20 protein-coding genes are annotated in these 21,500 nt (G+C 61.1%); 11 read left to right on the forward strand and 9 right to left on the reverse strand.

The genetic code is table 11. The annotated features are described in order from the left end of the window. Positions 1-243 precede the first annotated feature (243 nt). The 4 genes from BJQ17_RS26775 to choX all read right to left on the reverse strand — a co-directional run bounded on the left by BJQ17_RS26775 (position 244) and on the right by choX (position 3,660). Positions 244-714: a thioesterase family protein gene (locus BJQ17_RS26775; protein WP_070096867.1), complete on the reverse strand. Its 471-nt coding sequence runs from the start codon at positions 712-714 to the stop codon at positions 244-246. 10 nt (positions 715-724) lie between these two features. Continuing rightward, a complete protein-coding gene (locus BJQ17_RS26780; protein ID WP_014755071.1) occupies positions 725-1,690 on the reverse strand; it encodes an L-carnitine dehydrogenase in 966 nt (321 codons plus the stop codon). Between the two features lie 18 nt (positions 1,691-1,708). Further along, complete coding sequence (locus BJQ17_RS26785; protein ID WP_003255710.1) at positions 1,709-2,593, reverse strand: 3-keto-5-aminohexanoate cleavage protein; 885 nt, start codon at positions 2,591-2,593, stop codon at positions 1,709-1,711. 122 nt (positions 2,594-2,715) lie between these two features. Further along, positions 2,716-3,660: a choline ABC transporter substrate-binding protein gene (gene choX, locus BJQ17_RS26790; protein WP_070096868.1), complete on the reverse strand. Its 945-nt coding sequence runs from the start codon at positions 3,658-3,660 to the stop codon at positions 2,716-2,718. A 144-nt stretch (positions 3,661-3,804) separates the two neighbouring features. Here choX and BJQ17_RS26795 point away from each other — a divergent pair, with 144 nt between their 5' ends. Beyond that, positions 3,805-4,752: a GlxA family transcriptional regulator gene (locus BJQ17_RS26795; protein WP_011953245.1), complete on the forward strand. Its 948-nt coding sequence runs from the start codon at positions 3,805-3,807 to the stop codon at positions 4,750-4,752. A gap of 3 nt (positions 4,753-4,755) precedes the next feature. On the opposite strand, the gene BJQ17_RS26800 is transcribed toward BJQ17_RS26795, so the two are convergent. From BJQ17_RS26800 to BJQ17_RS26810, 3 genes are all read right to left on the reverse strand, one after another. Continuing rightward, entirely contained in the window at positions 4,756-5,373 is a 618-nt protein-coding gene (locus BJQ17_RS26800; RefSeq protein ID WP_070096869.1) for a hypothetical protein, read from the reverse strand. A gap of 71 nt (positions 5,374-5,444) precedes the next feature. Continuing rightward, complete coding sequence (locus tag BJQ17_RS26805; RefSeq protein ID WP_003255705.1) at positions 5,445-6,137, reverse strand: hypothetical protein; 693 nt, start codon at positions 6,135-6,137, stop codon at positions 5,445-5,447. A 138-nt stretch (positions 6,138-6,275) separates the two neighbouring features. Next, complete coding sequence (locus tag BJQ17_RS26810) at positions 6,276-6,692, reverse strand: lysozyme inhibitor LprI family protein (RefSeq protein ID WP_047603176.1); 417 nt, start codon at positions 6,690-6,692, stop codon at positions 6,276-6,278. 285 nt (positions 6,693-6,977) lie between these two features. Between BJQ17_RS26810 and BJQ17_RS26815 the strand changes: the two genes are divergently transcribed. The 7 genes from BJQ17_RS26815 (at position 6,978) to BJQ17_RS32420 (ending at position 16,208) form a co-directional block, all read left to right on the forward strand. Then, positions 6,978-7,955, forward strand: a complete 978-nt coding sequence (locus BJQ17_RS26815) for a dipeptidase (protein ID WP_003255700.1) — start codon at positions 6,978-6,980, stop codon at positions 7,953-7,955. A 76-nt stretch (positions 7,956-8,031) separates the two neighbouring features. Beyond that, on the forward strand, positions 8,032-8,562 hold the full coding sequence (locus BJQ17_RS26820) for a DUF5943 domain-containing protein (RefSeq protein WP_003255698.1): 531 nt from the start codon (positions 8,032-8,034) through the stop codon (positions 8,560-8,562). Positions 8,563-8,577: 15 nt separating this feature from the next. Beyond that, positions 8,578-10,638, forward strand: a complete 2,061-nt coding sequence (dgcA, locus tag BJQ17_RS26825; protein ID WP_003255697.1) for a dimethylglycine demethylation protein DgcA — start codon at positions 8,578-8,580, stop codon at positions 10,636-10,638. 178 nt (positions 10,639-10,816) lie between these two features. Continuing rightward, the gene (dgcB, locus tag BJQ17_RS26830; protein ID WP_070096870.1) at positions 10,817-12,769 is read left to right on the forward strand and encodes a dimethylglycine demethylation protein DgcB; all 1,953 of its coding nucleotides are present in this window, start codon (positions 10,817-10,819) and stop codon (positions 12,767-12,769) included. After that, a complete protein-coding gene (locus BJQ17_RS26835; RefSeq protein ID WP_070096871.1) occupies positions 12,769-14,001 on the forward strand; it encodes an electron transfer flavoprotein subunit alpha/FixB family protein in 1,233 nt (410 codons plus the stop codon). The genes dgcB and BJQ17_RS26835 overlap by 1 nt, the downstream gene beginning before the upstream one ends. A 10-nt stretch (positions 14,002-14,011) precedes the next feature. Then, positions 14,012-14,782: an electron transfer flavoprotein subunit beta gene (locus BJQ17_RS26840; RefSeq protein WP_003255694.1), complete on the forward strand. Its 771-nt coding sequence runs from the start codon at positions 14,012-14,014 to the stop codon at positions 14,780-14,782. 649 nt (positions 14,783-15,431) lie between these two features. Beyond that, a complete protein-coding gene (locus BJQ17_RS32420; protein ID WP_083285117.1) occupies positions 15,432-16,208 on the forward strand; it encodes an RHS repeat-associated core domain-containing protein in 777 nt (258 codons plus the stop codon). Between the two features lie 62 nt (positions 16,209-16,270). Here BJQ17_RS32420 and gbcA read toward each other — a convergent pair whose 3' ends face one another. Beyond that, entirely contained in the window at positions 16,271-17,563 is a 1,293-nt protein-coding gene (gbcA, locus tag BJQ17_RS26845) for a glycine-betaine demethylase subunit GbcA (RefSeq protein WP_047603174.1), read from the reverse strand. 295 nt (positions 17,564-17,858) lie between these two features. Between gbcA and gbcB the strand changes: the two genes are divergently transcribed. Further along, on the forward strand, positions 17,859-18,959 hold the full coding sequence (gene gbcB, locus BJQ17_RS26850; RefSeq protein ID WP_003255691.1) for a glycine-betaine demethylase subunit GbcB: 1,101 nt from the start codon (positions 17,859-17,861) through the stop codon (positions 18,957-18,959). A 108-nt stretch (positions 18,960-19,067) separates the two neighbouring features. On the opposite strand, the gene BJQ17_RS26855 is transcribed toward gbcB, so the two are convergent. Further along, positions 19,068-20,693, reverse strand: coding sequence for a methyl-accepting chemotaxis protein (locus tag BJQ17_RS26855; protein ID WP_003255688.1), 1,626 nt, complete (start codon positions 20,691-20,693; stop codon positions 19,068-19,070). Between the two features lie 266 nt (positions 20,694-20,959). Between BJQ17_RS26855 and BJQ17_RS26860 the strand changes: the two genes are divergently transcribed. Both BJQ17_RS26860 and BJQ17_RS26865 read left to right on the forward strand, forming a co-directional pair. After that, positions 20,960-21,190 (forward strand): hypothetical protein, encoded by a 231-nt coding sequence (locus BJQ17_RS26860; protein ID WP_003255686.1) that lies wholly within the window; start codon positions 20,960-20,962, stop codon positions 21,188-21,190. Beyond that, positions 21,187-21,489, forward strand: coding sequence for a cell division protein ZapA (locus BJQ17_RS26865; RefSeq protein ID WP_003255684.1), 303 nt, complete (start codon positions 21,187-21,189; stop codon positions 21,487-21,489). The genes BJQ17_RS26860 and BJQ17_RS26865 overlap by 4 nt, the downstream gene beginning before the upstream one ends. The last annotated feature ends 11 nt before the right edge of the window (positions 21,490-21,500 follow it).

Below are 21,500 nucleotides of genomic sequence, written 5' to 3' on the forward strand. Positions count from 1 at the left end.
GTTAACCCACAAATTAGGGCATAACATGGGGACCTCGCATAGCGACGAGGATCCAAGCATATAGCGCCAAATTTCCATACGCAGATGCGGACGTCGCAGTGCGCCATACCCTATCACTCAACCCGCAACTGCAGAATCAAGGGGTTCCGATAGGTACGGCGGATAAGAATGATGTGGCGCGAACTTTCAAGGCGCCATGGCGCTTCCTAGATTTGGAAACCCTGGCGCCCGCTCTCTGATCACTCAAGAGGGAAGTTTTATGGTACGCCCCATGTATTGCGGCGCCGGCGCCCCCTCCTGTTGCTCTACCAAGTGGTTCAATTGGCAAACAGTCGTGTGCCCAAAAGGCGCTGACTTCGGCCCCGCCAGGTCCACGTGCAGTAACATCTGCTCGCTCGCCGCCAGCACCTCGTCGAACCCTGCCCGGTGCAGGCTGTGATACACGTGAAGACGCTTGCGATCAAAACCGATGATCTGCGTCTGCACCCACACCTCGGTGCCCAGCTTCACCTCGTGCAGATAATTGATGTGCGCCTCCAGCGTGAACAGCGAATTACCGCTTTGCCCGCGGCTGTCGGCGTCCAGGCCAATGCGCTCCATCAGGGCATCGGTCGCGTAGCTGAAGATCAGCAGGTAGAAGGCATCGCGAAGGTGCCCGTTGTAATCGACCCAGTCCTCCTGGACCGTGGTGCGGTAGGTGATCAGAGCAGGCATCTTGGTCTCCTTAATCGCTGAACGACATGCCGTGGCTGGCCTTGCTGGACTTCACCGCTTCCAGTACCGCCAGCAGGGTGTCGTCACGGTAGCGCTCCAGTGCAGCGATGCTGCGCTCGCCCTGTTGCTCGGAAGTGCCGCTCACCACATCGTCGATCAGCTTGTCGGTCAGTTCCGGTGCTGGCAGGTACGTCCAGGGCAGCTTCAGGGCAGGGCCGAACTGTGACATGAAGTGGCGCATGCCGGCATCGCCACCGGCCAGGGTATAGGTAAGGAATGTGCCCATGAACGACCAGCGCAAGCCTGCGCCGAAGCGGATCGCGTCGTCGATTTCGCCCGTGGTGGCAACGCCGTCGTTGACCAGGTGCAAGGCCTCGCGCCAGAGCGCTTCGAGCAGGCGGTCGGCGATGAAGCCTGGCACTTCCTTGCGCACATGCAGTGGGCGCATGCCGAGGGCGGTGTAGATGGTTTTGGCAGCTTCAATGGCCTCGGGTGAGGTGCGGCTGCCGCCGACGATCTCGACCAGCGGCAGCAGGTACACCGGGTTGAACGGGTGGCCGACGACGCAGCGCTCAGGGTGAGTGGACGACTCGTAGAACTCGCTGGGCAGCAGGCCCGAAGTGCTTGAGCCGATGATTGCGTCAGGCTTGGCTGCGGCGCTGATTTTTGCGTGCAGGTCGAGCTTGAGGTCCAGGCGCTCTGGTGCGCTTTCCTGGATGAAATCGGCGTTGCGCACGCATTCCTCGATGGTTGCCACGAACTTCAGGCGGTCTTGCGATGCGCCAGGGGCCAGGCCTTGTTTTTCCAGTGCCGGCCAGGCATTGGCGACACGTTTGCGCAGTGCCTGTTCGGCGCCGGGCGCGGGATCCCAGGCCACCACGTCCAGGCCATGGGCCAGGGCGCGGGCGACCCAGCCGCTGCCGATCACGCCGCTACCCAGGGCGGCGAAGGTCTTGATCTCGGTAATGAAGGGCATATCGGTCTCCTGAAAGGATCAGCGGCGCTTGAGGTTCATTTTTTCCCGGCCTTCTGCCGGGCTGAGCACGCGGCCACCCATGCGGGTGATGATCTCGCTCGCGCGTTCCACCAGTTGGCCATTGCTGGCCAGCACGCCACGGTCCAGATACAAGTTGTCTTCCAGGCCCACCCGCACATTGCCGCCGAGCAACACGGCCTGCGCGGCCATGGGCATCTGCATGCGGCCGATGCCGAAGCCGGCCCAGGTGACGTTGGCAGGCAGGTTGTCGACCATGGCCTTCATGGTGGTGGTGTCGGCCGGTGCGCCCCACGGGATGCCCAGGCACAGCTGGAACAACGGGTCTTCAAGCAGGCCTTCCTTCATCATTTGCTTGGCGAACCACAGGTGGCCGGTGTCGAAGATTTCCAGCTCGGCCTTCACCCCCAGTTCGGTAATGCGTTTGGCACCGGCGCGCAGTTGGGCCGGGGTGGACACGTAGATCGAGTTGCCATCGCCGAAGTTGAGGGTGCCGCAGTCGAGGGTGCAGATTTCCGGCAACAGTGCTTCGACATGGGCCAGGCGCTCCAGCGGGCCGATCAGGTCGGTGCCCGGGCCGAACGCCAGCGGCGTTTCACCCGGGCCGATTTCCAGGTCGCCGCCCATGCCGGCGGTGAGGTTGACGATGATGTCCACGTCAGCTTCGCGGATACGCTCCATGACTTCCCGATAGAGGTTTACATCACGGCTGAAACGGCCGGTCTGCGGGTCGCGGACGTGGCAGTGGACCACGGTGGCGCCTGCTTTGGCAGCTTCCACGGCGGATTCGGCGATCTGTTTGGGGGTGACCGGGACCAAGTGGCTTTTCGAGGCGGTGTCGCCGGCGCCGGTGAGGGCGCAGGTGATGATGACGTCGTGGTTCATGGCGGGTTCCTTGTATGGTCAATGCTGGCCTCTTCGCGGGCAAGCCCGCTCCTACAGGGAGCCGTGATGGCCCTGGCGAGCGCGTTACCTGTGGGAGCGGGCGTGCCCGCGAAAGGGCCCTGTCAGTTGGCGGTAAGCTTGAGGTTGTCCGCGGCCGGCTTGCCATCGAAGGTGGTCACACCCTCAAGCCAGCGCGCCTTGTCCTCGGGGTGGTCCTTGAGCCACTGGCGGGCCGATTCCAGCGCGTCCTTGTGGTCGAGCAGTGGCTGCATCATGCGACTCTCGTCCTCGGCGCTGAACTTCAGGTTGGCCAGCAGGCGGTGGGCATTGGGGCAGCGTTCGGCATAGTCCGGCGCCGTCACCGTCCACACCGTCGCACGGCCTTCGTCAGGGCCGAGTGCATCCTGGCTGTCACCCAGGTAGGCCATGTCGATGTTCACGTTCATCGGGTGTGGCGCCCAGCCGAAGAACACCACGGCCTCCTTGCGCCGCACCGCGCGGTCGACGGCGGCGAGCATGCCGGCCTCGCTGGACTCGACCAGCTGGAATTTGCCCAGGTCGAACTGGTTCTTGGTGATCATCGCTTTGATCTGCGTATTGGCGCCGGAACCCGGTTCGATGCCATAGATCTTGCCGCCCAGCTCTTTCTCGAACTTGTGGATGTCGGCGAACGTCTTCAGGCCCTTGTCGTAGAGGTATTTCGGCACGGCCAAGGTGGCGCGCGCGTCCTCCAGGCTTGGCTTGTCCAGCACCTTGACCTGGTTGGCATCGACGAACGGGGTAATGGTCTGGGTCATGATCGGGTTCCAGTAACCCAGGAACATGTCCAGGCGTTTGTCGCGTATGCCGGCGAAGATGATCTGTTGCGAGGCACTGGTCTGTTTGGTCTGGTACCCCAGGCCGTCGAGCAGTACCTGGGCCATGGCGCTGGTGGCAATGACGTCGGTCCAGTTGACCACGCCAAGGCGCACGTTTTTGCAGGCGGCGGGCTCGGCGGCGAAAAGCGGGGTGGCAATGATGCTGCTCAGGGCAAGGGACAACAGGCTGCGGCGGATCAAGCTGTGCATGGTGGCTCTCCATCGGCAGTGCATATTGTTATTGAGGGCGGCCTCTGCGGACCGTGTGAATACGCTACGCTGGCGCTACCTTGCCCAAGCGCACGCTAGCGACAGGAATTAGCACCTGGGCGACCAGTTTCTGTGGAGGAGGGGATGATGGAGACGATTGCCTTTCTGTTGGTGCCCGGCTTTTCCGCCATGGGGTTCATTTCGGCGGTGGAGCCGCTGCGGGTGGCCAATCGTTTTGGCGGGCAGTTGTACCGGTGGCAGGTGCTTAGCCTGGACGGTGAGGCGGTGCTGGCGAGCAATGGCATGTCGATCAATGCCGATGCCGCCCTGGGGGAAGGAGAGCCGGCCAACATCCTGCTGGTGGTTGCGGGCTTTGAGCCACTGGCCAATGTCGCACCCAAACTGCTGCATGCGCTGCGCCGGCTCAACCACGAAGCTGTCATGCTCGGTGGCATCGACACGGGCGCAATGGTGCTGGCCGAGGCAGGGCTGCTCGAGGGCTACCGGGCGACATTGCATTGGGAGGCGCTTGAGGCATTCAAGGAACGCTATCCAGGCCTTCAAGCCACCCAGGAGCTGTTCGAGATTGACCGCAGCCGTATCACCTGTGCCGGCGGAACTGCCTCGATCGATTTGATGCTGCACCTGATTGCCCAGTCTCACGGCAGCGAACTGGCGGTCAAGGTGTCGGAGCAGTTCGTGCTGGGTCGTATCCGTCAGCGCCAGGACCACCAGCGCATGCAGATCGGTGCGCGTTATGGCATCAGCAACAAGAAGCTGGTCCATGCCATTGGCGAAATGGAAAAACACATCGAGCCACCGTTGAGTACGCTGGAACTGGCTGCCGCGATCAAGGTGACACGGCGTCAACTGGAGCGTTTGTTTCGCATGCACCTTGATGCAACCCCGAGCGGTTTCTATCTCGGGTTACGGCTGGACAAGGCGCGCCAGCTGTTGGCCCAGACCGACATGTCGGTGACTGAAGTCAGCCTTGCGTGCGGGTTTGAACTGCCATCCTATTTCACGCGGCGCTACAAGCTGAGGTTTGGACGGTGCCCGCGGGAGGAGCGACGGCCCAGCGGTACAAAATGAGCTTCACTCCAGTTCACGCTCGAGGATGGCCCTTAGCTTTTCGCGATTCCTTGTTTGCAGATCTTTGCGAAGCGGGGCGAAATCCGCTGCATTGAAGCGTGCACCCAGGTGGTCAAATATCAGGTTCAACTTTCTGGTGGGCTCGACCGGGTCGGTAACGCAATAGGCATAAAACAGGATCGCAACCGGGACCTGGTCCCCTTCATGGTCCATTTCGATACTGAGATGTGAAGAGGCGTTCATGACGGTGAAGGTACGCGTACCGGCCGACTGCAGAGCGGCTTGAACATTTTCTTCTAGGCTCTTGAACCAAGGTCCTTTCTCGCGGGGCGGGGGTAGATAGCCACTGTAAACATCGCTTAATGCAAGCAAGTGCGGCTCATACACGATGGTTTTATGAGTGTGTTCGAACAGGGTGAATTTCAATGATTGCAAGGTGGCGAGAGCGACAGTGAACCATTGCTGAGGCTGGGTCTCCATCGAGAATTTTTCATTGGCCACTGCTTGTGAATAACGCAGGCATAGCTGCAAGTCTTCCCATGTCTCAAGTGTCAGCCAGGGCGCAGGCTTGATGCTTAGCCGCTCCTCGAATACACGGGTATCCAGGTTCGTATCGCCCATGTGGCATTGCTCCTTGATGGATGCAGATGACCAGAACCGGGTACCAGAGAGCTGGTACCCGGTCTCGCTAATCAGATAGCGAGAAACGCGGCGATGTCGCCTTTTATCTTCTCATTCACAAGATCACGTGCAGCGTCGAAGTGACGAACGCTGAACGTGCCTTGTTGCGAAGCGCGATAAACGCGGGTAGAGGTTTTGTCGACCTTGCGGGTCAGGGCGCCTTCACGCTCGACTTTCGAGTCGTAGCTGGCCTGGAAGCTGGTCATGTGCATCGCCGGCAGGCCTTGTGGCGTCATTTCGCACTGGGCGACCACGAAGTTGCTCGATTTGCCGGATTCACTATGGCTGTGCTTTTCCAGGTGCGCCTTGACTTCCGGCTTCTGCACGACAATTTGCAGAACACGCCTGGCGCAGGCGGCGCGACGAGGGTCCGCGGATACGCTGATGGTGACGGACTTGGTAATCAGCTCTGCCAGGGTCAGGTTGTCCTCATCAATGGCATCTTCGGCATGTGCTGCGCCCGTCATGGTCCAGCCAAACTTGATCAGGCCATCGTTGTAGAAGTTGTACCACTCGCGCTGCTGGGTCTCCTTGTCGAACTTCTTGTTGGCCAGTTCGGTCATCAAACGCATGCCGGCCAGGATGTCTTCTGCAATGTTGGCAGGGACATTGTCAGCGAAGACGCAGATGGTCTGGCCGGTAGCGGCTACGCGCTCTTGACCCTCTTTGCGGATTTTTTCCATTTCAACTTTGATGTCAGCCACTTTGTAATTCCTTGATAGTTGTGAGTTCCAAGACACACATGGTGAGCACGTGGTCTGGGGGCACTATCGAGCAATGACGCAGGGGGCATCAGCGGCATGTTGTTCCTCTGGAGTTGATCCTTCACTCGCACGTGCTGATCAATCTTCGGGTGCTGGCTCGTCACCGTTTTGCGCGCCCAGGCTGCGCAAATACTCGGCTCGCTCATCGCTGCGCTGTGCAATGCAGCTGTTCCAGGCGATCTGGTAGGCCCTGCTGCCGGGTTGTTCGGCATGGGTTTCGACCTTGCAGTCTGCATCGCGCAGTTGGCTCCAGACTTTCTCGGCTGCCTCTATTCGCGACATCAGGCCTGCCTCGTCGCCGAACTGATCACGCATGCGCGCGACCAGGTCGTCGTAGGCCGACTGCAGCTCACGCTCGGCGACCTGCTTGTTGAATGCTGCACAGGCGAAGGTTTGCTGGTCGGTCTCCACATTGTCGCAAGGTGTGCTTTCGTCCTCACTGGCCTGGGCCCCGCTCACGATGGCCAGCAGCACCAGCCATGCCATTGATTTCATCCGTTTTCTCCTCAACAGGCTGTCGAATCGCAGGGATTCTCGCTCAGCCAGAGGCCAGGTGGTAGCTCCCTGACCAAATGTTCATGTACCGGCCGCAAATGTCGTTATCGAGACTGTCTCGCATCCCCGGAACACGCGCCAGACGCGCTCTTGTCGCGCATTGACGCTTTCGGCAAACCCCCTGTCGTTTTTGCACCGGGGCGCCTCGGGGCACAGGCATATGCTGGCCTCAAAGCGCCGGCAGAAGGTTTGGCGCGACCCAACTCTATAAAAGGGGACAGCCTGATGAGCCCAGCCGAACTACACGCCGACAGCATCGTCATCGATGGCCTGATCATCGCCAAATGGAACCGCGAGCTGTTCGAAGACATGCGCAAAGGCGGCCTCACTGCGGCCAACTGCACGGTGTCGGTCTGGGAAGGGTTCAAGGCTACCGTCGACAACATCGCGTCCAGCCAGAAGCTGATCCGCGACAACAGCGACCTGGTGATGCCGGTGCGCACCACCGCCGACATCCGCAAGGCCAAGGAACTGGGCAAGACCGGCATCCTCTTCGGCTTCCAGAACGCCCATGCGTTCGAGGACCAGATCGCTTATGTGGACGTGTTCAAGCAGCTGGGCGTGGGCATCGTGCAGATGTGCTACAACACCCAGAACCTGGTGGGCACCGGCTGCTACGAGCGTGACGGCGGGCTGTCCGGCTTCGGTCGCGAGATCGTTGCCGAGATGAACCGTGTCGGCATCATGTGCGACCTGTCCCACGTTGGCTCCAAGACTTCCGAAGAAGTCATCCTCGAATCGAAAAAGCCGGTGTGCTACTCGCACTGCCTGCCCTCGGGCCTGAAAGAGCACCCGCGCAACAAGTCGGACGAAGAGCTGAAGTTCATCGCTGATCACGGCGGTTTCGTTGGCGTCACCATGTTCGCGCCGTTCCTGGCCAAAGGCATTGACTCGACCATCGATGACTACGCCGAGGCCATCGAGTACACCATGAATATCGTCGGTGAAGACGCCATCGGTATCGGTACCGACTTCACCCAGGGGCACGGCCAGGACTTCTTCGAATACCTGACCCATGACAAGGGCTACGCCCGCCGCCTGACCAACTTCGGCAAGATCATCAACCCGCTGGGCATTCGCACTGTCGGCGAATTCCCCAACCTCACCGAGACCTTGCTGAAACGCGGCCACTCCGAGCGTGTGGTGCGCAAGATCATGGGCGAGAACTGGGTCAACGTCCTCAAGGATGTCTGGGGCGAGTAAGCCGCTCTCCAAGCCTGATAGCCCCTGCCAGCAACGCCGGGGCACCCACAAAAAAATTTTATGGAGTTGAGTTTCCATGGCCAAAATCGCCCCGCAATTGCCAATCGAAGTCGACAGCGAGACCGGTGTCTGGACCAGCGACGCCTTGCCGATGCTGTATGTGCCTCGTCATTTCTTCGTCAATAACCATATGGGCATCGAGGAAGTGCTGGGCGCCGACGCCTATGCCGAAATCCTCTACAAGGCTGGCTACAAGTCCGCCTGGCACTGGTGTGAAAAAGAGGCCGAGTGCCATGGCCTGGAAGGCGTCGCGGTGTTCGAGCACTACATGAAGCGCCTGAGCCAGCGTGGCTGGGGCCTGTTCGAGATCCAGGATATCGACCTGGATAAAGGTACCTGCAGCGTCAAGCTCAAGCACTCTGCGTTCGTGTACGTCTATGGCAAGTGCGGCCGCAAGGTCGACTACATGTTCACCGGCTGGTTCGCTGGCGCGATGGACCAGATTCTCGCTGCCCGCGGCAGCAAGATCCGCACCGTGGCCGAACAGGTCTATGGCGGGTCGGAAGAAGGCCACGAAGATGGCCTGTTCGTTACAAAGCCGTTGTAAGCCGGAGATAGCGTCATGGCATTCGAAGCAATGTTCCAGCCGATCCAGATCGGCAAACTGACCATCCGCAACCGTGTGCTCAGCACCGCGCACGCCGAGGTCTACGCCACTGACGGCGGCATGACGACCGACCGCTATGTGAAGTACTACGAAGAGAAGGCCAAGGGTGGCATCGGCCTGGCCATCTGTGGCGGCTCGTCGGTGGTTGCCATCGACAGCCCGCAGGAATGGTGGGCATCGGTCAACTTGTCGACCGACCGCATCATCCCGCACTTCCAGAACCTTGCCGACGCCATGCACAAGCATGGCGCCAAGATCATGATCCAGATTACCCACATGGGCCGCCGCTCGCGCTGGGACGGCTTCAACTGGCCGACGCTGATGTCGCCATCGGGCATTCGCGAACCTGTGCACCGCGCCACCTGCAAAACCATCGAGGTGGAAGAGATCTGGCGGGTAATCGGCAACTACGCGCAGGCTGCGCGTCGCGCCAAAGAGGGCGGCCTGGACGGCGTGGAATTGTCGGCGGTGCACCAGCACATGATCGACCAGTTCTGGAGCCCACGGGTCAACAAACGTACCGACGAATGGGGCGGTACCTTTGAAGGCCGCATGAAATTCGGCCTGGAAGTACTGAAAGCTGTGCGCGCTGAAGTGGGTGACGACTTCTGCGTGGGCATGCGTATCTGTGGTGACGAGTTCCACCCTGATGGCCTCAGCCACGAGGACATGAAGCAGATCGCTGCCTACTACGACGCCACCGGCATGCTCGACTTCATCGGCGTGGTCGGCTCGGGTTGCGATACCCACAACACCCTGGCCAACGTCATCCCCAACATGAGCTACCCGCCGGAGCCGTTCCTGCACCTGGCAGCCGGTATCAAGGAAGTGGTCAAGGTCCCGGTGCTGCACGCGCAGAACATCAAAGACCCGAACCAGGCCACGCGCATCCTTGAAGGCGGCTACGTGGACATGGTCGGCATGACCCGTGCGCACATGGCCGACCCGCACCTGATCGCCAAGATCAAGATGGGCCAGATCGACCAGATCAAGCAGTGCGTCGGTGCCAACTACTGCATCGACCGCCAGTACCAAGGCCTGGATGTGCTGTGCATCCAGAACGCCGCGACCTCCCGTGAGTACATGGGTGTGCCGCACATCATCGAGAAGACCACCGGCGTCAAGCGCAAGGTGGTGGTGGTTGGCGCAGGCCCTGCCGGCATGGAAGCGGCCCGCGTGGCTGCTGAACGCGGCCACGACGTGACCCTGTTCGAGAAGAGGGACCAGATTGGCGGGCAGATCACCATTGCCGCCAAGGCCCCGCAGCGTGACCAGATTGCCGGTATCACCCGCTGGTACCAGCTTGAGCTGGCTCGCCTGAAAGTCGACTTGCGCCTGGGCACTGCCGCTGATGTGGCCGCCATTCAGGACCTGCGCCCGGACGTCATCGTGCTGGCCGTAGGTGGGCACTCGTTCCTGGAGCAGAACGAGCACTGGGGCGCCGCTGAAGGGCTGGTGGTCAGCAGCTGGGATGTGCTCGATGGCAAGGTAGCGCCGGGCAAGAACGTGCTGGTGTACGACACCATCTGCGAATTCACCGGTATGTCGGTCGCCGACTTCATCGCTGACAAGGGCAGCCAGGTCGAGATCGTCACCGACGACATCAAGCCAGGCGTGGCCATGGGGGGGACCACCTTCCCCACCTACTACCGCAGCATGTACCCCAAAGAAGTGATCATGACCGGCGACATGATGCTGGAAAAGGTCTACCGCGAAGGCGACAAGCTGGTGGCGGTACTGGAGAACGAATACACCGGCGCCAAGGAAGAGCGCGTGGTCGATCAGGTAGTGGTCGAGAACGGCGTGCGGCCTGACGAAGAGCTGTACTACGCGCTCAAGGAAGGTTCGCGCAACAAGGGCCAGATCGACGTGGAGGCGCTGTTCGCCATCAAGCCACAGCCGATCCTGAGCCAGCCGGGCGAAGGCTACCTGCTGTACCGCATCGGCGACTGCGTGGCCCAGCGCAACGTGCATGCGGCGATCTACGACGCCTTGCGCCTCTGCAAGGACTTCTGATCGTTAACAGTCGCCGCCATCGGGCGCGATCCCTGTAGGAGCGGGTTTACCCGCGAATGCGTCAGCACTGACAACACTGTTGCCTGACCGAACGCATTCGCGGGTAAACCCGCTCCTACATGGGGCCAGTCCCGCCCTCTGGTCGGCGCAAGAATCCAGCTGTTTGTGGGAGTCTCCCATGTTGAACACCCTTCTACCCATCCTGCTGTTCGCTGCCCTTGGCCTGGCAGTGCTCGGTGCCTTGCGCCGGGTGCGCATGTGGCGCCGTGGCCGGCCGTCCAAGGTCAACCTGATCGGCGGCCTGCTGGCCATGCCGCGCCGCTACCTGGTGGACCTGCACCACGTGGTTGAGCGCGACAAATACATGTCCAAGACCCACGTGGCCACTGCGGGCGGCTTTGTGCTGTCTGCTGTGCTGGCCATTCTGGTGCATGGTTTTGGCCTGCAGAGCAAGATCCTCGGCTATGCACTGCTGGTAGCCACGGTGATCATGTTCACCGGTGCCATCTTTGTCTTCAAACGCCGCCTCAACCCGCCCTCTCGCCTGTCCAAGGGCCCGTGGATGCGCCTGCCGAAGAGTTTGCTGGCGTTCGCCGTGAGCTTCTTCATTGCCACCCTGCCGGTCGCCGGTATCCTGCCGGCCAACACGGGTGGTTGGGTGATGGTCGCCGTTCTGGGCCTGGGCGTGCTGTGGGGTGTGTCGGAGCTGTTCTTTGGCATGACCTGGGGCGGCCCGATGAAGCACGCCTTCGCCGGTGCCTTGCACCTGGCCTGGCACCGCCGTGCCGATCGCTTCGGCGGCGGCCGCTCCACCGGCCTCAAGCCGTTGGACCTGGAAGACCCGAACGCACCCCTTGGCGTGGAAAAGCCGGTGGACTTCACCTGGAACCAGCTGCTGGGCTTCGATGCCTGCGTGCAGTGCGGTAAATGTGAAGCCATGTGCCCGGCCTTTGCCGCTGGCCAGCCGCTGAACCCGAAAAAACTCATCCAGGACATGGTCATCGGCCTTGCCGGTGGCACTGACGCGCAATTTGCCGGTAGCCCATACCCTGGCAAACCAATCGGCGAACACGGTGGCAATCCACACCAGCCGATCGTCAATGGCCTGGTCGACGCCGAAACGCTGTGGTCCTGCACCACCTGCCGTGCCTGCGTCGAGGAGTGCCCGATGATGATCGAGCACGTCGATGCCATCGTCGACATGCGCCGCCACATTACCCTGGAAAAGGGCGCTACCCCGAACAAGGGCGCCGAGGTGCTGGACAACCTGATCGCCACCGACAACCCCGGCGGCTTCGCCCCCGGCGGGCGCATGAACTGGGCTGCCGACCTTAACCTGCGGCTGCTGTCTGAAGTGAAAGCGACCGAAGTGTTGTTCTGGGTCGGTGATGGTGCCTTCGACATGCGTAACCAACGCACTTTGCGTTCGTTTGTCAAAGTATTGAAAGCCTCGGGTGTGGATTTTGCCGTACTCGGCCTGGAAGAGCGCGACAGCGGCGACGTGGCGCGCCGCCTGGGCGATGAGGCGACCTTCCAGCAACTGGCCAAGCGCAACATCCAGACCTTGGCCAAGTACAAGTTCCAGCGCATCGTCACCTGCGACCCGCACAGCTTCCATGTGCTGAAGAACGAATACGGCGCCCTGGGCGGTGACTACCAGGTGCAGCACCACAGCACCTACATCGCCGAACTGATCGCGGCCAAGAAGCTCAACCTTGGCCAGCACAAGGGCGGCAGTGTCACCTACCACGATCCGTGCTACCTGGGCCGCTACAACGGCGAGTACGAAGCCCCGCGCGAAGTGCTCAAGGCGCTGGGTATCGAGGTGCGCGAGATGCAGCGCTCGGGCTTCCGTTCCCGTTGCTGCGGTGGTGGTGGCGGTGCGCCGATCACTGACATCCCTGGCAAGCAGCGTATTCCCGATATGCGCATGGACGACATCCGTGAGACCGAGGCCGAGCTGGTAGCCGTGGGTTGCCCGCAGTGCACCGCCATGCTTGAAGGCGTGGTCGAGCCGCGCCCACAGATCAAGGACTTGGCCGAACTGGTGGCCGACGTGCTGATCGAGGAGGACGCATCCACTGTCCCAAAGCCGCAAACGGCTAAACGTGAACCTGCGGAGGTGCACTGATGAGCGACATTATCCGCCGCGATCCACGCGCCGAGTGGATCGCCCGTAACCGTCTGCACCCGCTGCATGCCGCGATGCAGACGCAACAGACCAGCTGGATGGGGCCTAACGGCATCATCCGCAAGAACCCACATGCGATTGCCGCGGGCTTTGTCGGCCCGGCCGGCATCAAGCGCATCGACCGCAGCGGCGCCCAGCAGGGCACCGGCGCGGGCGGGCGGCGCACGGCAGCAGCCGAGGTCAAGTTGCCACTGCACCAGGTGGCGGCGCCGGCGTTCTACATTGCCGTCGTGCCGGACATGGTTGGCGGCCGCCTGAGCAGCCACGACCGCGACCTGCTTGGCCTGGCCCACAGCCTGGCCGGCAGCGACGGCGCGGTGCTGGCCGTGGTGTTCAACGAGCACAAGGAAAGCAACTTTTCCACAGCCGGTGTCGATCGGCTGCTGGTTATCGAAGGCGAGGCCTTTGAAGGTTATGCACCGGAGCAACTGGTGCAAGGCCTGCGGGCTGTGGATAACCAGTTCGCGCCGCGCCACTGGCTGCTGCCCGACAGCCGCACCGGTGGCGGGGAACTGGGTCGGCGCCTGGGCGCCGCGCTGGGCGAGCGCCCGGCAACGCGGGTATGGCAGATCAAGGACGGCCAGTGCATTGGTCGCGCCGGTGCCGGCCAGCAAGACCTGCAACGCACTGTGCCGCGCCTGATCCTGGCGGCGGCCGAGTGCGCCGAGCCGGTCAGCGAAACCCGTCACGAAGCGCTGCCGGTGGAGTTGTCCACAAGCGTGGTGCGCAGCCTGCCGCGCATCGAAGACCTTGGCTCGGTGGCCGTCGACCCGGCCACCATTGCCATGGCCGAAGCGGAGTTCATCGTCTCGGGCGGCAACGGTGTCAAGGACTGGGACCTGTACCACAAGGCCACCGCAGCCCTCGGCGCTACCGAAGGTGCCTCGCGGGTGGCAGTGGACGATGGCTTCATGCCGCGCAACCGCCAGGTGGGGGCTACCGGTACCTGGGTTACCGCGCGTGTCTACGTGGCTGTGGGTATCTCGGGTGCGATCCAGCACCTGCAGGGTATCGGTGCCTGCGACAAGGTTGTGGCGATCAACATGGATCCAGGCTGCGACATGATCAAACGGGCTGACCTGTCGGTGATTGGCGACAGCTCGGCGATTCTCAAGGCGCTGATCGAGGCTGTGGACAACTTCCGCAGCGGCGGCCAGCGCGACGCGGCATAAGGGCACGAGCATGAGTACGAAAGTGATCAGCCTGGTTTCCATTGGTGCCCACCCCAGCTCTGGCCGCGCCCGCCGCGCCGAGCAGGATGCCCGTGCCGTGGAGTTGGGTTTGCAGCTGGCTGGGGATAACTTGCAGGTGGTGCATGCTGGCGATCCACAGGAAGAGGCGTTGCGCGCTTACCTGGGCATGGGCCTGGACCACCTGGACGTGCTGGAGCAACCGGCCGGTGCCGATGTGCTGGGCGTGCTGGGCGATTATCTGCGCGACGCCGGGGCCCAACTGGTGCTGACCGGCAGCCAGGCCGAGACTGGCGAGGGTTCGGGCATGTTGCCGTTCCTGCTGGCCGAAAAGCTCGGTTGGCCGCTGATTGTCGGGTTGGCTGAGGTGGAGTCGATCGACAACGGCACCGCGCAGGTGTTGCAGGCTTTGCCGCGTGGTCAGCGGCGTCGCTTGAAGGTGCGTTTGCCATTGCTGGCGACTGTGGATAACGCTGCGCCCAAGCCGCGCCAGAGCGCTTTTGGGCCTGCGCGCCGGGGGGTATTGGCGGCGCGTAATGTGGCCATTGTCGAAGATGAGCTGTTGGCTGAAGCCGAGTTGCAACCGGCCCGTCCAAGGCCCAAGCGCTTGAAGGTGATCAAGGCCAAGAGTGGCGCCGACCGCATGAAGGCCGCGACGGCCAAGGCCAGTGGCGGTGGTGGCAAGGTGCTGAAGGACGTTTCGCCACAGGAAGGCGCCGAAGCCATCCTCAAGCTGTTGGTGGAAGAGGGCGTGCTGCGCTAAAGGCTCATGCACTCCCCGGCAAGGCGTTCTCCTGGAGCAACGCTAAATTACTGATTTTCCAGTGACCGAGTGCGGGCGGGCATGCCCCGCCAACACCGGCGCAGCCGGTGCCAGGCACTGGGTCTCCTGCTCCACGGGACAAGCCCGCTTCCACAAGGGCGCCCCGATCATCTGCCAGACGCACATTCTACCTGTGCATAAGTCCTTGCCGGACCCATCACACCGCTCGTCAGGCACGGATATGCATGCCTCCAGCTCGTATTGCCCACAATCGCTGTTAGCTGCTCTGTGGATAATCTGTTGGGCACTAGCTGGAGTACGCGTAGGGCGTGGCTTGCGAAGAAATGATTAAAAAACGATCAAGGTGGGTCAGAAGTCTCGAATTCTTGATTATCAGAGCTTTGAACCGCTTATCCACAGAACGACAGTTGTCGGCTCCGTGTTTTGCTCACAAAGTCTGTTAGTGTCTCTGTGGACAAGTTGTACGGAGTGCACTGTAGCCCTTTAAAAACAAGGGCTCCGTTGTTTCGATCAAAAATTGATCATCTGCTTGAATCCGATTGATACCTGTGGGCACTGACAGAATTGCCAGTGTTTGAGTACGCGGCGGCTGGATATCCTCCATAGAACCATTCCAGGAGTTATCCACATGACCCTCATGCCTGCAGTTGTCAACGGATACTCACCCTATGGCTATCGAACGCATCGCGGAGCTTGTGTACTTGCGTTCAACGGCGAGCGGCGAGACCCGTTCACGGGTTGCTATCACTTGGGTAACGGTTATCGTGCCTACAATCCGGCATTGATGCGGTTTCAAGCCCAAGACTCCTTCAGTCCTTTTGGGGCAGGGGGGTTGAACGGTTATGCATATTGCGCTGGCGATCCGGTTAACCGAGTCGATCCCAGTGGCCATAGTTTTGATGTTGGGGGCTTGCTGCTGCGTGGTTTAGGTATGCTGTCGAACGGAGCGACGATTGCTTATAACTTTCTCGGACCTACGCCTGAAACCTGGATAGGCCTTAATGCCACACGAGTGAGCACCTTCGGTTCCATACTGAGCTTAGGAAGCTCCGCGGCATTGTACGCAGGGGTGCCGAGCGCTATTTTTGGCGCGAACGTGGGTACGGCAATCAGTGCTGCAGCAACGCTCACGCGAGCGATCAACGCAGCGATTGGGCCGGGGAGCCGCCCATTGAATCAGATCAAGACGAATTGGAATTTGATGACGGGAGGCTTACCCGAGGCGCCAATGCCGCACGAGTTCGTGCTGGAAGTTGTCACTCCAACTGGTAGGCCACCCGTGACCCCTTCGAATCAGAATGTCGTGTATGACATCAATGAAAGAATACGGCAGCGGGGAATTGCGGGTGCTTTGCCGCCTTCACAAGCGTTGGATATACGGCGACCGCGTAGTCAGTCACAGTGAGCCGACTGCTATGAGGTTACGCCCTGCCGCAAAGTGCATCTTTTGCGGCAGGGCGTTTTTGTTTACTGAGCCTGCACTTCTTTCAGGTAGGCCGCCGGCTCTGCTCCCAGGTTGTTCAGCATCCGCCCGCTGTACCAGTCAATGAAGTTCACCACACCAAACTCGTAAGTCTTCGAATACGGGCCAGGCTGGTACGCGGTGGAGTTGATCCCACGCTGGTTCTCTTCCGCCAGACGGCGGTCCTGGTCGTTGGTGGCGTCCCACACCTTGCGCATGTTCTCGGGGTTGTAGTCCACGCCTTCCACGGCATCCTTGTGCACCAGCCACTTGGTGGTGACCATGGTTTCCTGGGCGCTGATCGGCCACACGGTGAACACGATCATGTGGTCGCCCATGCAGTGGTTCCACGAGTGCGGCAGGTGCAGGATGCGCATCGAGCCCAGGTCCGGGTTCTTGATGCGACCCATCAGCTTCTGGCAGGCCTGCTTGCCGTCCATGGTCATCGACACGGTGCCCTTGAGCAGCGGCATACGCACGATGCGGTTACGCAGGCCGTGGCTCTTGTGCAGGTACGGGATCTTCTCGGCTTCCCAGGCAGCGGCGGAGGCGGCCACGTGGTCCTTGAATTCCTGGCTGGCACGCGGGTCGTTGGTATCGTCCCATTCCAGCAGGGTTTGCAGCAGTTCCGGGTGCGAACCGGAGCAGTGGTAGCACTCGCGGTTGTTTTCCAGCACCAGTTTCCAGTTGGCCTTTTCCATCAAGGTGGTCTGCACCGCCACCTTGGTGTTCTCCATGTCGTACGGTTCCATGTAGTGCTCGAGCGTGGCCAGGAACTCGTCGATGGCGGGCGGGTTTTCCGCCAGGCTGATGAAGATGTAGCCGCCGGCCACCTTCACGTTCACGGGCTTGAGGCCGTACTGGTTCATATCGAAGTCAGCACCCATCTCGGTACCAGCGAACAGCAGGCGACCGTCCAGTTCGTAGGTCCACTGGTGGTAGTGGCAGACCAGCTTGGCCACCTTGCCTTTGTCGCTGACGCACAGGCGTGAACCGCGGTGACGGCAGACGTTGTGGAAGGCGTGCACCTTACCTTCGGCACCACGGATAACGATGATCGGGTTCTTGCCGATCTGCAGGGTGATGTAGTTGCCTTTCGCCGGGATCTCGCAGGTCATGCCGGCGATCAGCCATTCTTTGTGGAAGATCTCCTGCATGTCGATCTGGAACAGACGCTCGTCGGTGTAGAAAGGCTGGGGCAGCGAGTAGGTTCGCTCGCGGGTCTGCAGCATCTCGGCGGTGGCCTTGCGTGCAGGTTCCAGTGGATCGCCCAGGCTCAGGGTTGCGGTGACGTCCATCGTGTATTCCTCGGGGCCGTATGCGGCCGGCAAAAGGTGGCTAATCGTTGTTGTGGTGCCGCAAGGCTGCTTGTCAGAAAACAGCATGTTGTTTTGCCGTGGAGTGTGCGTCCGAAGACGCCGCGAACCGTATCCATGGGCGACATGGCCGATTTGAATAACGACGCGCCAGCCCTTGTATCGCGGGGCTGGTTGCGATAAGCACGCCGATGTCGCTGGCAGGAATGTACGTCGCTCTCAGCTTGCGCATTATCCAAGCCATATAAAGCCCGATAGTCGGCCGCTGGAGATGAACATGTCCGATACCTTCCTCAATCCGGTCACTACCCAGACCTGGGCCAACGGCCGCCACATCGTGCGCTGCGTCAAGGTCATCCAGGAGACCTGGGACGTGCGCACCTTCTGCTTCATGGCCGACCAGCCGATCATGTTCTTCTTCAAGCCAGGGCAGTTCGTCACCCTGGAGCTGGAGATCGAAGGCAAGCCCGTGATGCGCTCCTACACCATCTCCAGTTCGCCGTCAGTGCCCTACAGCTTCTCGATCACCGTCAAGCGTGTGCCGGGTGGCCTGGTGTCGAACTTCCTGCACGACACCATGCACGAAGGCGCCGAGCTGCCGGTGCACGGCCCGGTGGGGCTGTTCAACGCCATCGACTTCCCTGCTGGCAAGGTGCTGTACCTGTCGGGCGGCGTCGGTATTACCCCAGTGATGTCGATGGCGCGCTGGTTCTACGACACCAATGCCAACGTCGACATGGTGTTCGTCCACAGCGCCCGTTCGCCGAAAGACATCATTTACCACCGCGAGCTGGAACAGATGGCGTCGCGCATCCCCAACTTCAGCCTGCACATCATTTGCGAAAAGCATGGCCTGGGCGAGCCGTGGGCGGGTTACCGCGGTTACCTGAACCAGCGGCTGATGGAACTGATTGCGCCGGACTACATGGAGCGCGTTGTGTTCTGCTGCGGCCCGACGCCGTACATGACGGCGGTCAAGCGCATGCTTGAAGCGGTCGGCTTCGACATGAAGAATTATCACGAGGAGTCGTTCGGCGCGACGCCGGCGGAAGCCAAAGCCGACGCCGTGGAGCACGCCGAGCAGGCGGCCGATGCACCTGAGCTGGACGTTTCCGACCTCAATCTGGTGGAGTTCATCGGCAGCGAGAAGAGCATCCGCATCGCCCCGGGCGAGACCGTGCATGCGGCCGCGGCCAAGGTCGGCCTGATGATCCCGAAAGCCTGTGGCATGGGCATTTGCGGGACGTGCAAAGTGCTCAAGCTGGGCGGCGAAGTAGAGATGGAGCACAACGGCGGCATCACCGAAGATGACGAGGCCGAGGGCTACATCCTGTCGTGCTGCAGTGTGCCGAAAGGGGATGTGCGGATCGATTACTGATCCAGTGGCCAGTCTGGATTCTTCGCGGGCACGCCCGCTCCCACAGGGCCATCGCTATCTTCAGGACTGCGGTGAACCTTGTGGGAGCGGGCGTGCCCGCGAATGCTTCTAGGTGCGGAACCGGGCTACCAGGCCATTGAGGTCTACCGCCAGACGCGACAGCTCGGCACTCGCCGCACTGGTCTGATGCGCACCGGTAGCACTCTGCACCGACAGGTCATTGATGTTCACCAGGTTGCGGTCCACTTCCCGCGCCACCTGGGCCTGCTCTTCCGCCGCACTGGCAATCACCAGGTTGCGCTCGTTGATCTGCGCCACCGCACCGGCGATGGTGTCCAGTGCCATGCCCGCGCCACGGGCGATGTTCAGTGTCGACTCCGCGCGCTCGGTGCTGGTGCGCATCGATTCTACCGCCTCTTCCGTACCGCCCTGGATGCTGCCGATCATGCGCTCGATTTCGCTGGTCGACTGTTGTGTGCGATGGGCCAATGCCCGCACTTCATCGGCGACCACGGCAAAACCACGGCCTGCTTCACCGGCCCGCGCGGCTTCGATGGCTGCGTTGAGCGCCAGCAGGTTGGTCTGGTCGGCCAGGCCACGGATCACGTCGAGCACCTTGCCAATGTCGCGCGACTGTTCGGCCAGGTGAGTAATCAGCTTGGCGGTGGCCTGCACATCACCGCTCATGCGCTCGATCGCACCCACGGTTTCCATCACCAGGTCACGACCATCGCCGGTGGAGCGGCTGGCTTCACTGGACGCTTCTGATGTGCTTACGGCATTGCGCGCCACTTCTTCCACTGCGCTGGTCATTTCGGTGACAGCAGTGGCGGCCTGTTCAATCTCATTGTTCTGCTGCTGCAGGCCACGGGCACTTTCGTCGGTGACGGCATTCAACTCTTCTGCCGCCGAGGCCAGCTGGGTGGCGGAGCCGGCGATCTGCTGCAAGGTATCGCGCAACTTGTCCTGCATGCGAGCCATGGCGCGCAACAGCCGGGCGGCTTCGTCGGTGCCCTCTGCGCGGATGACGTGGGTCAGGTCGCCGTCGGCGACTTGCTCGGCGCATTTGAGTGCTTCTTCGATCGGCTTGACGATACTGCGGGTCAGCAGGAAAGCACAGGCGAAGGTCAGTACGGTGGCGGCAACCAGCAGGCCGATCACCAGGGCGAAAGCGCCGGCATACTGGTTGGCGGCTTTTTCGTTGGTGGCGCGAGTCTGGTCAGTGTTGATGCGTACCAAGGTGTCCATGACCTTGTTGATCTGCTCGGAGTTGGCCAGCAGGTCGCGGTTGAGCAGGTCACGCAATTCGTCCAGGCGATCGGCCTGGCTCAGTGTGCGCATGCGCGATTCCAGCTGGCGGTACTGGTTGAGCAACTGACCGTACTGGTCGAATGCTGCCTGTTCGTCGGCGGCGACGATCATTGGCAGGTAGGCCTGGCGTGCGCGGTCGATCTGGCTGTTGCGCTGGTCCAGCAGATCGAGGGTATCGCGTTGGGTTGCCGGCTCGCGGTTGAGCAGCAGGCGGTAGGAAAGCGTGCGCATGCGCAGGTTCAGCGCGGTGAGTTCGTCGAGGATCTTGATGCTGGGCACGCTGACTTGCTCGATGGCAACGCCCGCCTGGCGGATGTTGCCCATTTGTACCAGGGAGAAGATACCAAGGCCGAGCATCAGCAGGCCGATGAGCGCGAAGCCGAGAAGCGCGCGCGGTGCGATATTCATGTTGCGTAGGGACATGGAGAGCAGGATCCAGGCAAGTGGGGAAAGAGCGACAAAACATGACTTGCCGGGCTATCGGTCGTGACTGGTTAGTCTTGAATGGGACCGGGGAAAATTGTGCAACCGCGAACCTTTTCCTGACCGGCGGTTGATCCAGGTCGGAACAAGGGGTCGATTACCCTGTCAATCTGCGAGTCAGACACCTTATGAATCCGATATTTAATGGCGATGGGCCGCACTTTTCTTTATCGTGTGCGCCCCTCGCAACAACCTGAGATAGACCCATGCTGGAAGCTTCCCTGAATCAAATCGAGCAACTGGTCAGCGACCTGATGCAGAAAAACGCTCAACTCATCGAGCAGAACACCGCCCTTGGCCAGGAACTGGCCCAGGCCAAGGAAGAGAACGAAACCCTGCAGCTGTCGCTGATGGAACAGGAAGAGAAGAACGGCGCTACCGCAGCACGCATCCAGGCCCTGGTCGAGCGCGCCAGCGCGGGCGTTGTTGGCGCATGAGACTGCAAGAGCAGCCGATCAATGTCGTGTCGATTCTCGGCATCGACTATTCGATCAAGGCGCCCGAAGGCCAGGAAGAAACCCTGGCCCAGGCGGTACGGATGCTCAACAAAGCCCTTAACGAGACCAAGCGTCAGTACCCGACCTTGATCGGTGACAAACTGCTGGTGCTGGCTGCCCTTAACCTGTGCTCCAAACAGGTTGAACTGCAGAAAGAGCATCAGCAGACCCTTGCGCGAACTCAAGCGCAGATCGACGCCACGGTGGATGCCATCGTGCGGACCATTGCAGAGCAATAAGACCGCACACC

The sequence above is a fragment of the Pseudomonas sp. NBRC 111139 genome, assembly GCF_001753955.1.
In the GTDB taxonomy this organism is placed as follows: domain Bacteria; phylum Pseudomonadota; class Gammaproteobacteria; order Pseudomonadales; family Pseudomonadaceae; genus Aquipseudomonas; species Aquipseudomonas alloputida.

What these genes read in the sequence shown, in the direction of transcription:
- BJQ17_RS26775 (WP_070096867.1), bottom strand. Translation starts at nt 714, where the DNA reads ATGCCTGCTCTGATCACCTACCGCACCACGGTCCAGGAGGACTGGGTC.
- BJQ17_RS26780 (WP_014755071.1), bottom strand. Translation starts at nt 1,690, where the DNA reads ATGCCCTTCATTACCGAGATCAAGACCTTCGCCGCCCTGGGTAGCGGC.
- BJQ17_RS26785 (WP_003255710.1), bottom strand. Translation starts at nt 2,593, where the DNA reads ATGAACCACGACGTCATCATCACCTGCGCCCTCACCGGCGCCGGCGAC.
- choX (WP_070096868.1), bottom strand. Translation starts at nt 3,660, where the DNA reads ATGCACAGCTTGATCCGCCGCAGCCTGTTGTCCCTTGCCCTGAGCAGC.
- BJQ17_RS26795 (WP_011953245.1), top strand. Translation starts at nt 3,805, where the DNA reads ATGATGGAGACGATTGCCTTTCTGTTGGTGCCCGGCTTTTCCGCCATG.
- BJQ17_RS26800 (WP_070096869.1), bottom strand. Translation starts at nt 5,373, where the DNA reads ATGGGCGATACGAACCTGGATACCCGTGTATTCGAGGAGCGGCTAAGC.
- BJQ17_RS26810 (WP_047603176.1), bottom strand. Translation starts at nt 6,692, where the DNA reads ATGAAATCAATGGCATGGCTGGTGCTGCTGGCCATCGTGAGCGGGGCC.
- BJQ17_RS26815 (WP_003255700.1), top strand. Translation starts at nt 6,978, where the DNA reads ATGAGCCCAGCCGAACTACACGCCGACAGCATCGTCATCGATGGCCTG.
- BJQ17_RS26820 (WP_003255698.1), top strand. Translation starts at nt 8,032, where the DNA reads ATGGCCAAAATCGCCCCGCAATTGCCAATCGAAGTCGACAGCGAGACC.
- dgcA (WP_003255697.1), top strand. Translation starts at nt 8,578, where the DNA reads ATGGCATTCGAAGCAATGTTCCAGCCGATCCAGATCGGCAAACTGACC.
- dgcB (WP_070096870.1), top strand. Translation starts at nt 10,817, where the DNA reads ATGTTGAACACCCTTCTACCCATCCTGCTGTTCGCTGCCCTTGGCCTG.
- BJQ17_RS26835 (WP_070096871.1), top strand. Translation starts at nt 12,769, where the DNA reads ATGAGCGACATTATCCGCCGCGATCCACGCGCCGAGTGGATCGCCCGT.
- BJQ17_RS26840 (WP_003255694.1), top strand. Translation starts at nt 14,012, where the DNA reads ATGAGTACGAAAGTGATCAGCCTGGTTTCCATTGGTGCCCACCCCAGC.
- BJQ17_RS32420 (WP_083285117.1), top strand. Translation starts at nt 15,432, where the DNA reads ATGACCCTCATGCCTGCAGTTGTCAACGGATACTCACCCTATGGCTAT.
- gbcA (WP_047603174.1), bottom strand. Translation starts at nt 17,563, where the DNA reads ATGGACGTCACCGCAACCCTGAGCCTGGGCGATCCACTGGAACCTGCA.
- gbcB (WP_003255691.1), top strand. Translation starts at nt 17,859, where the DNA reads ATGTCCGATACCTTCCTCAATCCGGTCACTACCCAGACCTGGGCCAAC.
- BJQ17_RS26855 (WP_003255688.1), bottom strand. Translation starts at nt 20,693, where the DNA reads ATGTCCCTACGCAACATGAATATCGCACCGCGCGCGCTTCTCGGCTTC.
- BJQ17_RS26860 (WP_003255686.1), top strand. Translation starts at nt 20,960, where the DNA reads ATGCTGGAAGCTTCCCTGAATCAAATCGAGCAACTGGTCAGCGACCTG.
- BJQ17_RS26865 (WP_003255684.1), top strand. Translation starts at nt 21,187, where the DNA reads ATGAGACTGCAAGAGCAGCCGATCAATGTCGTGTCGATTCTCGGCATC.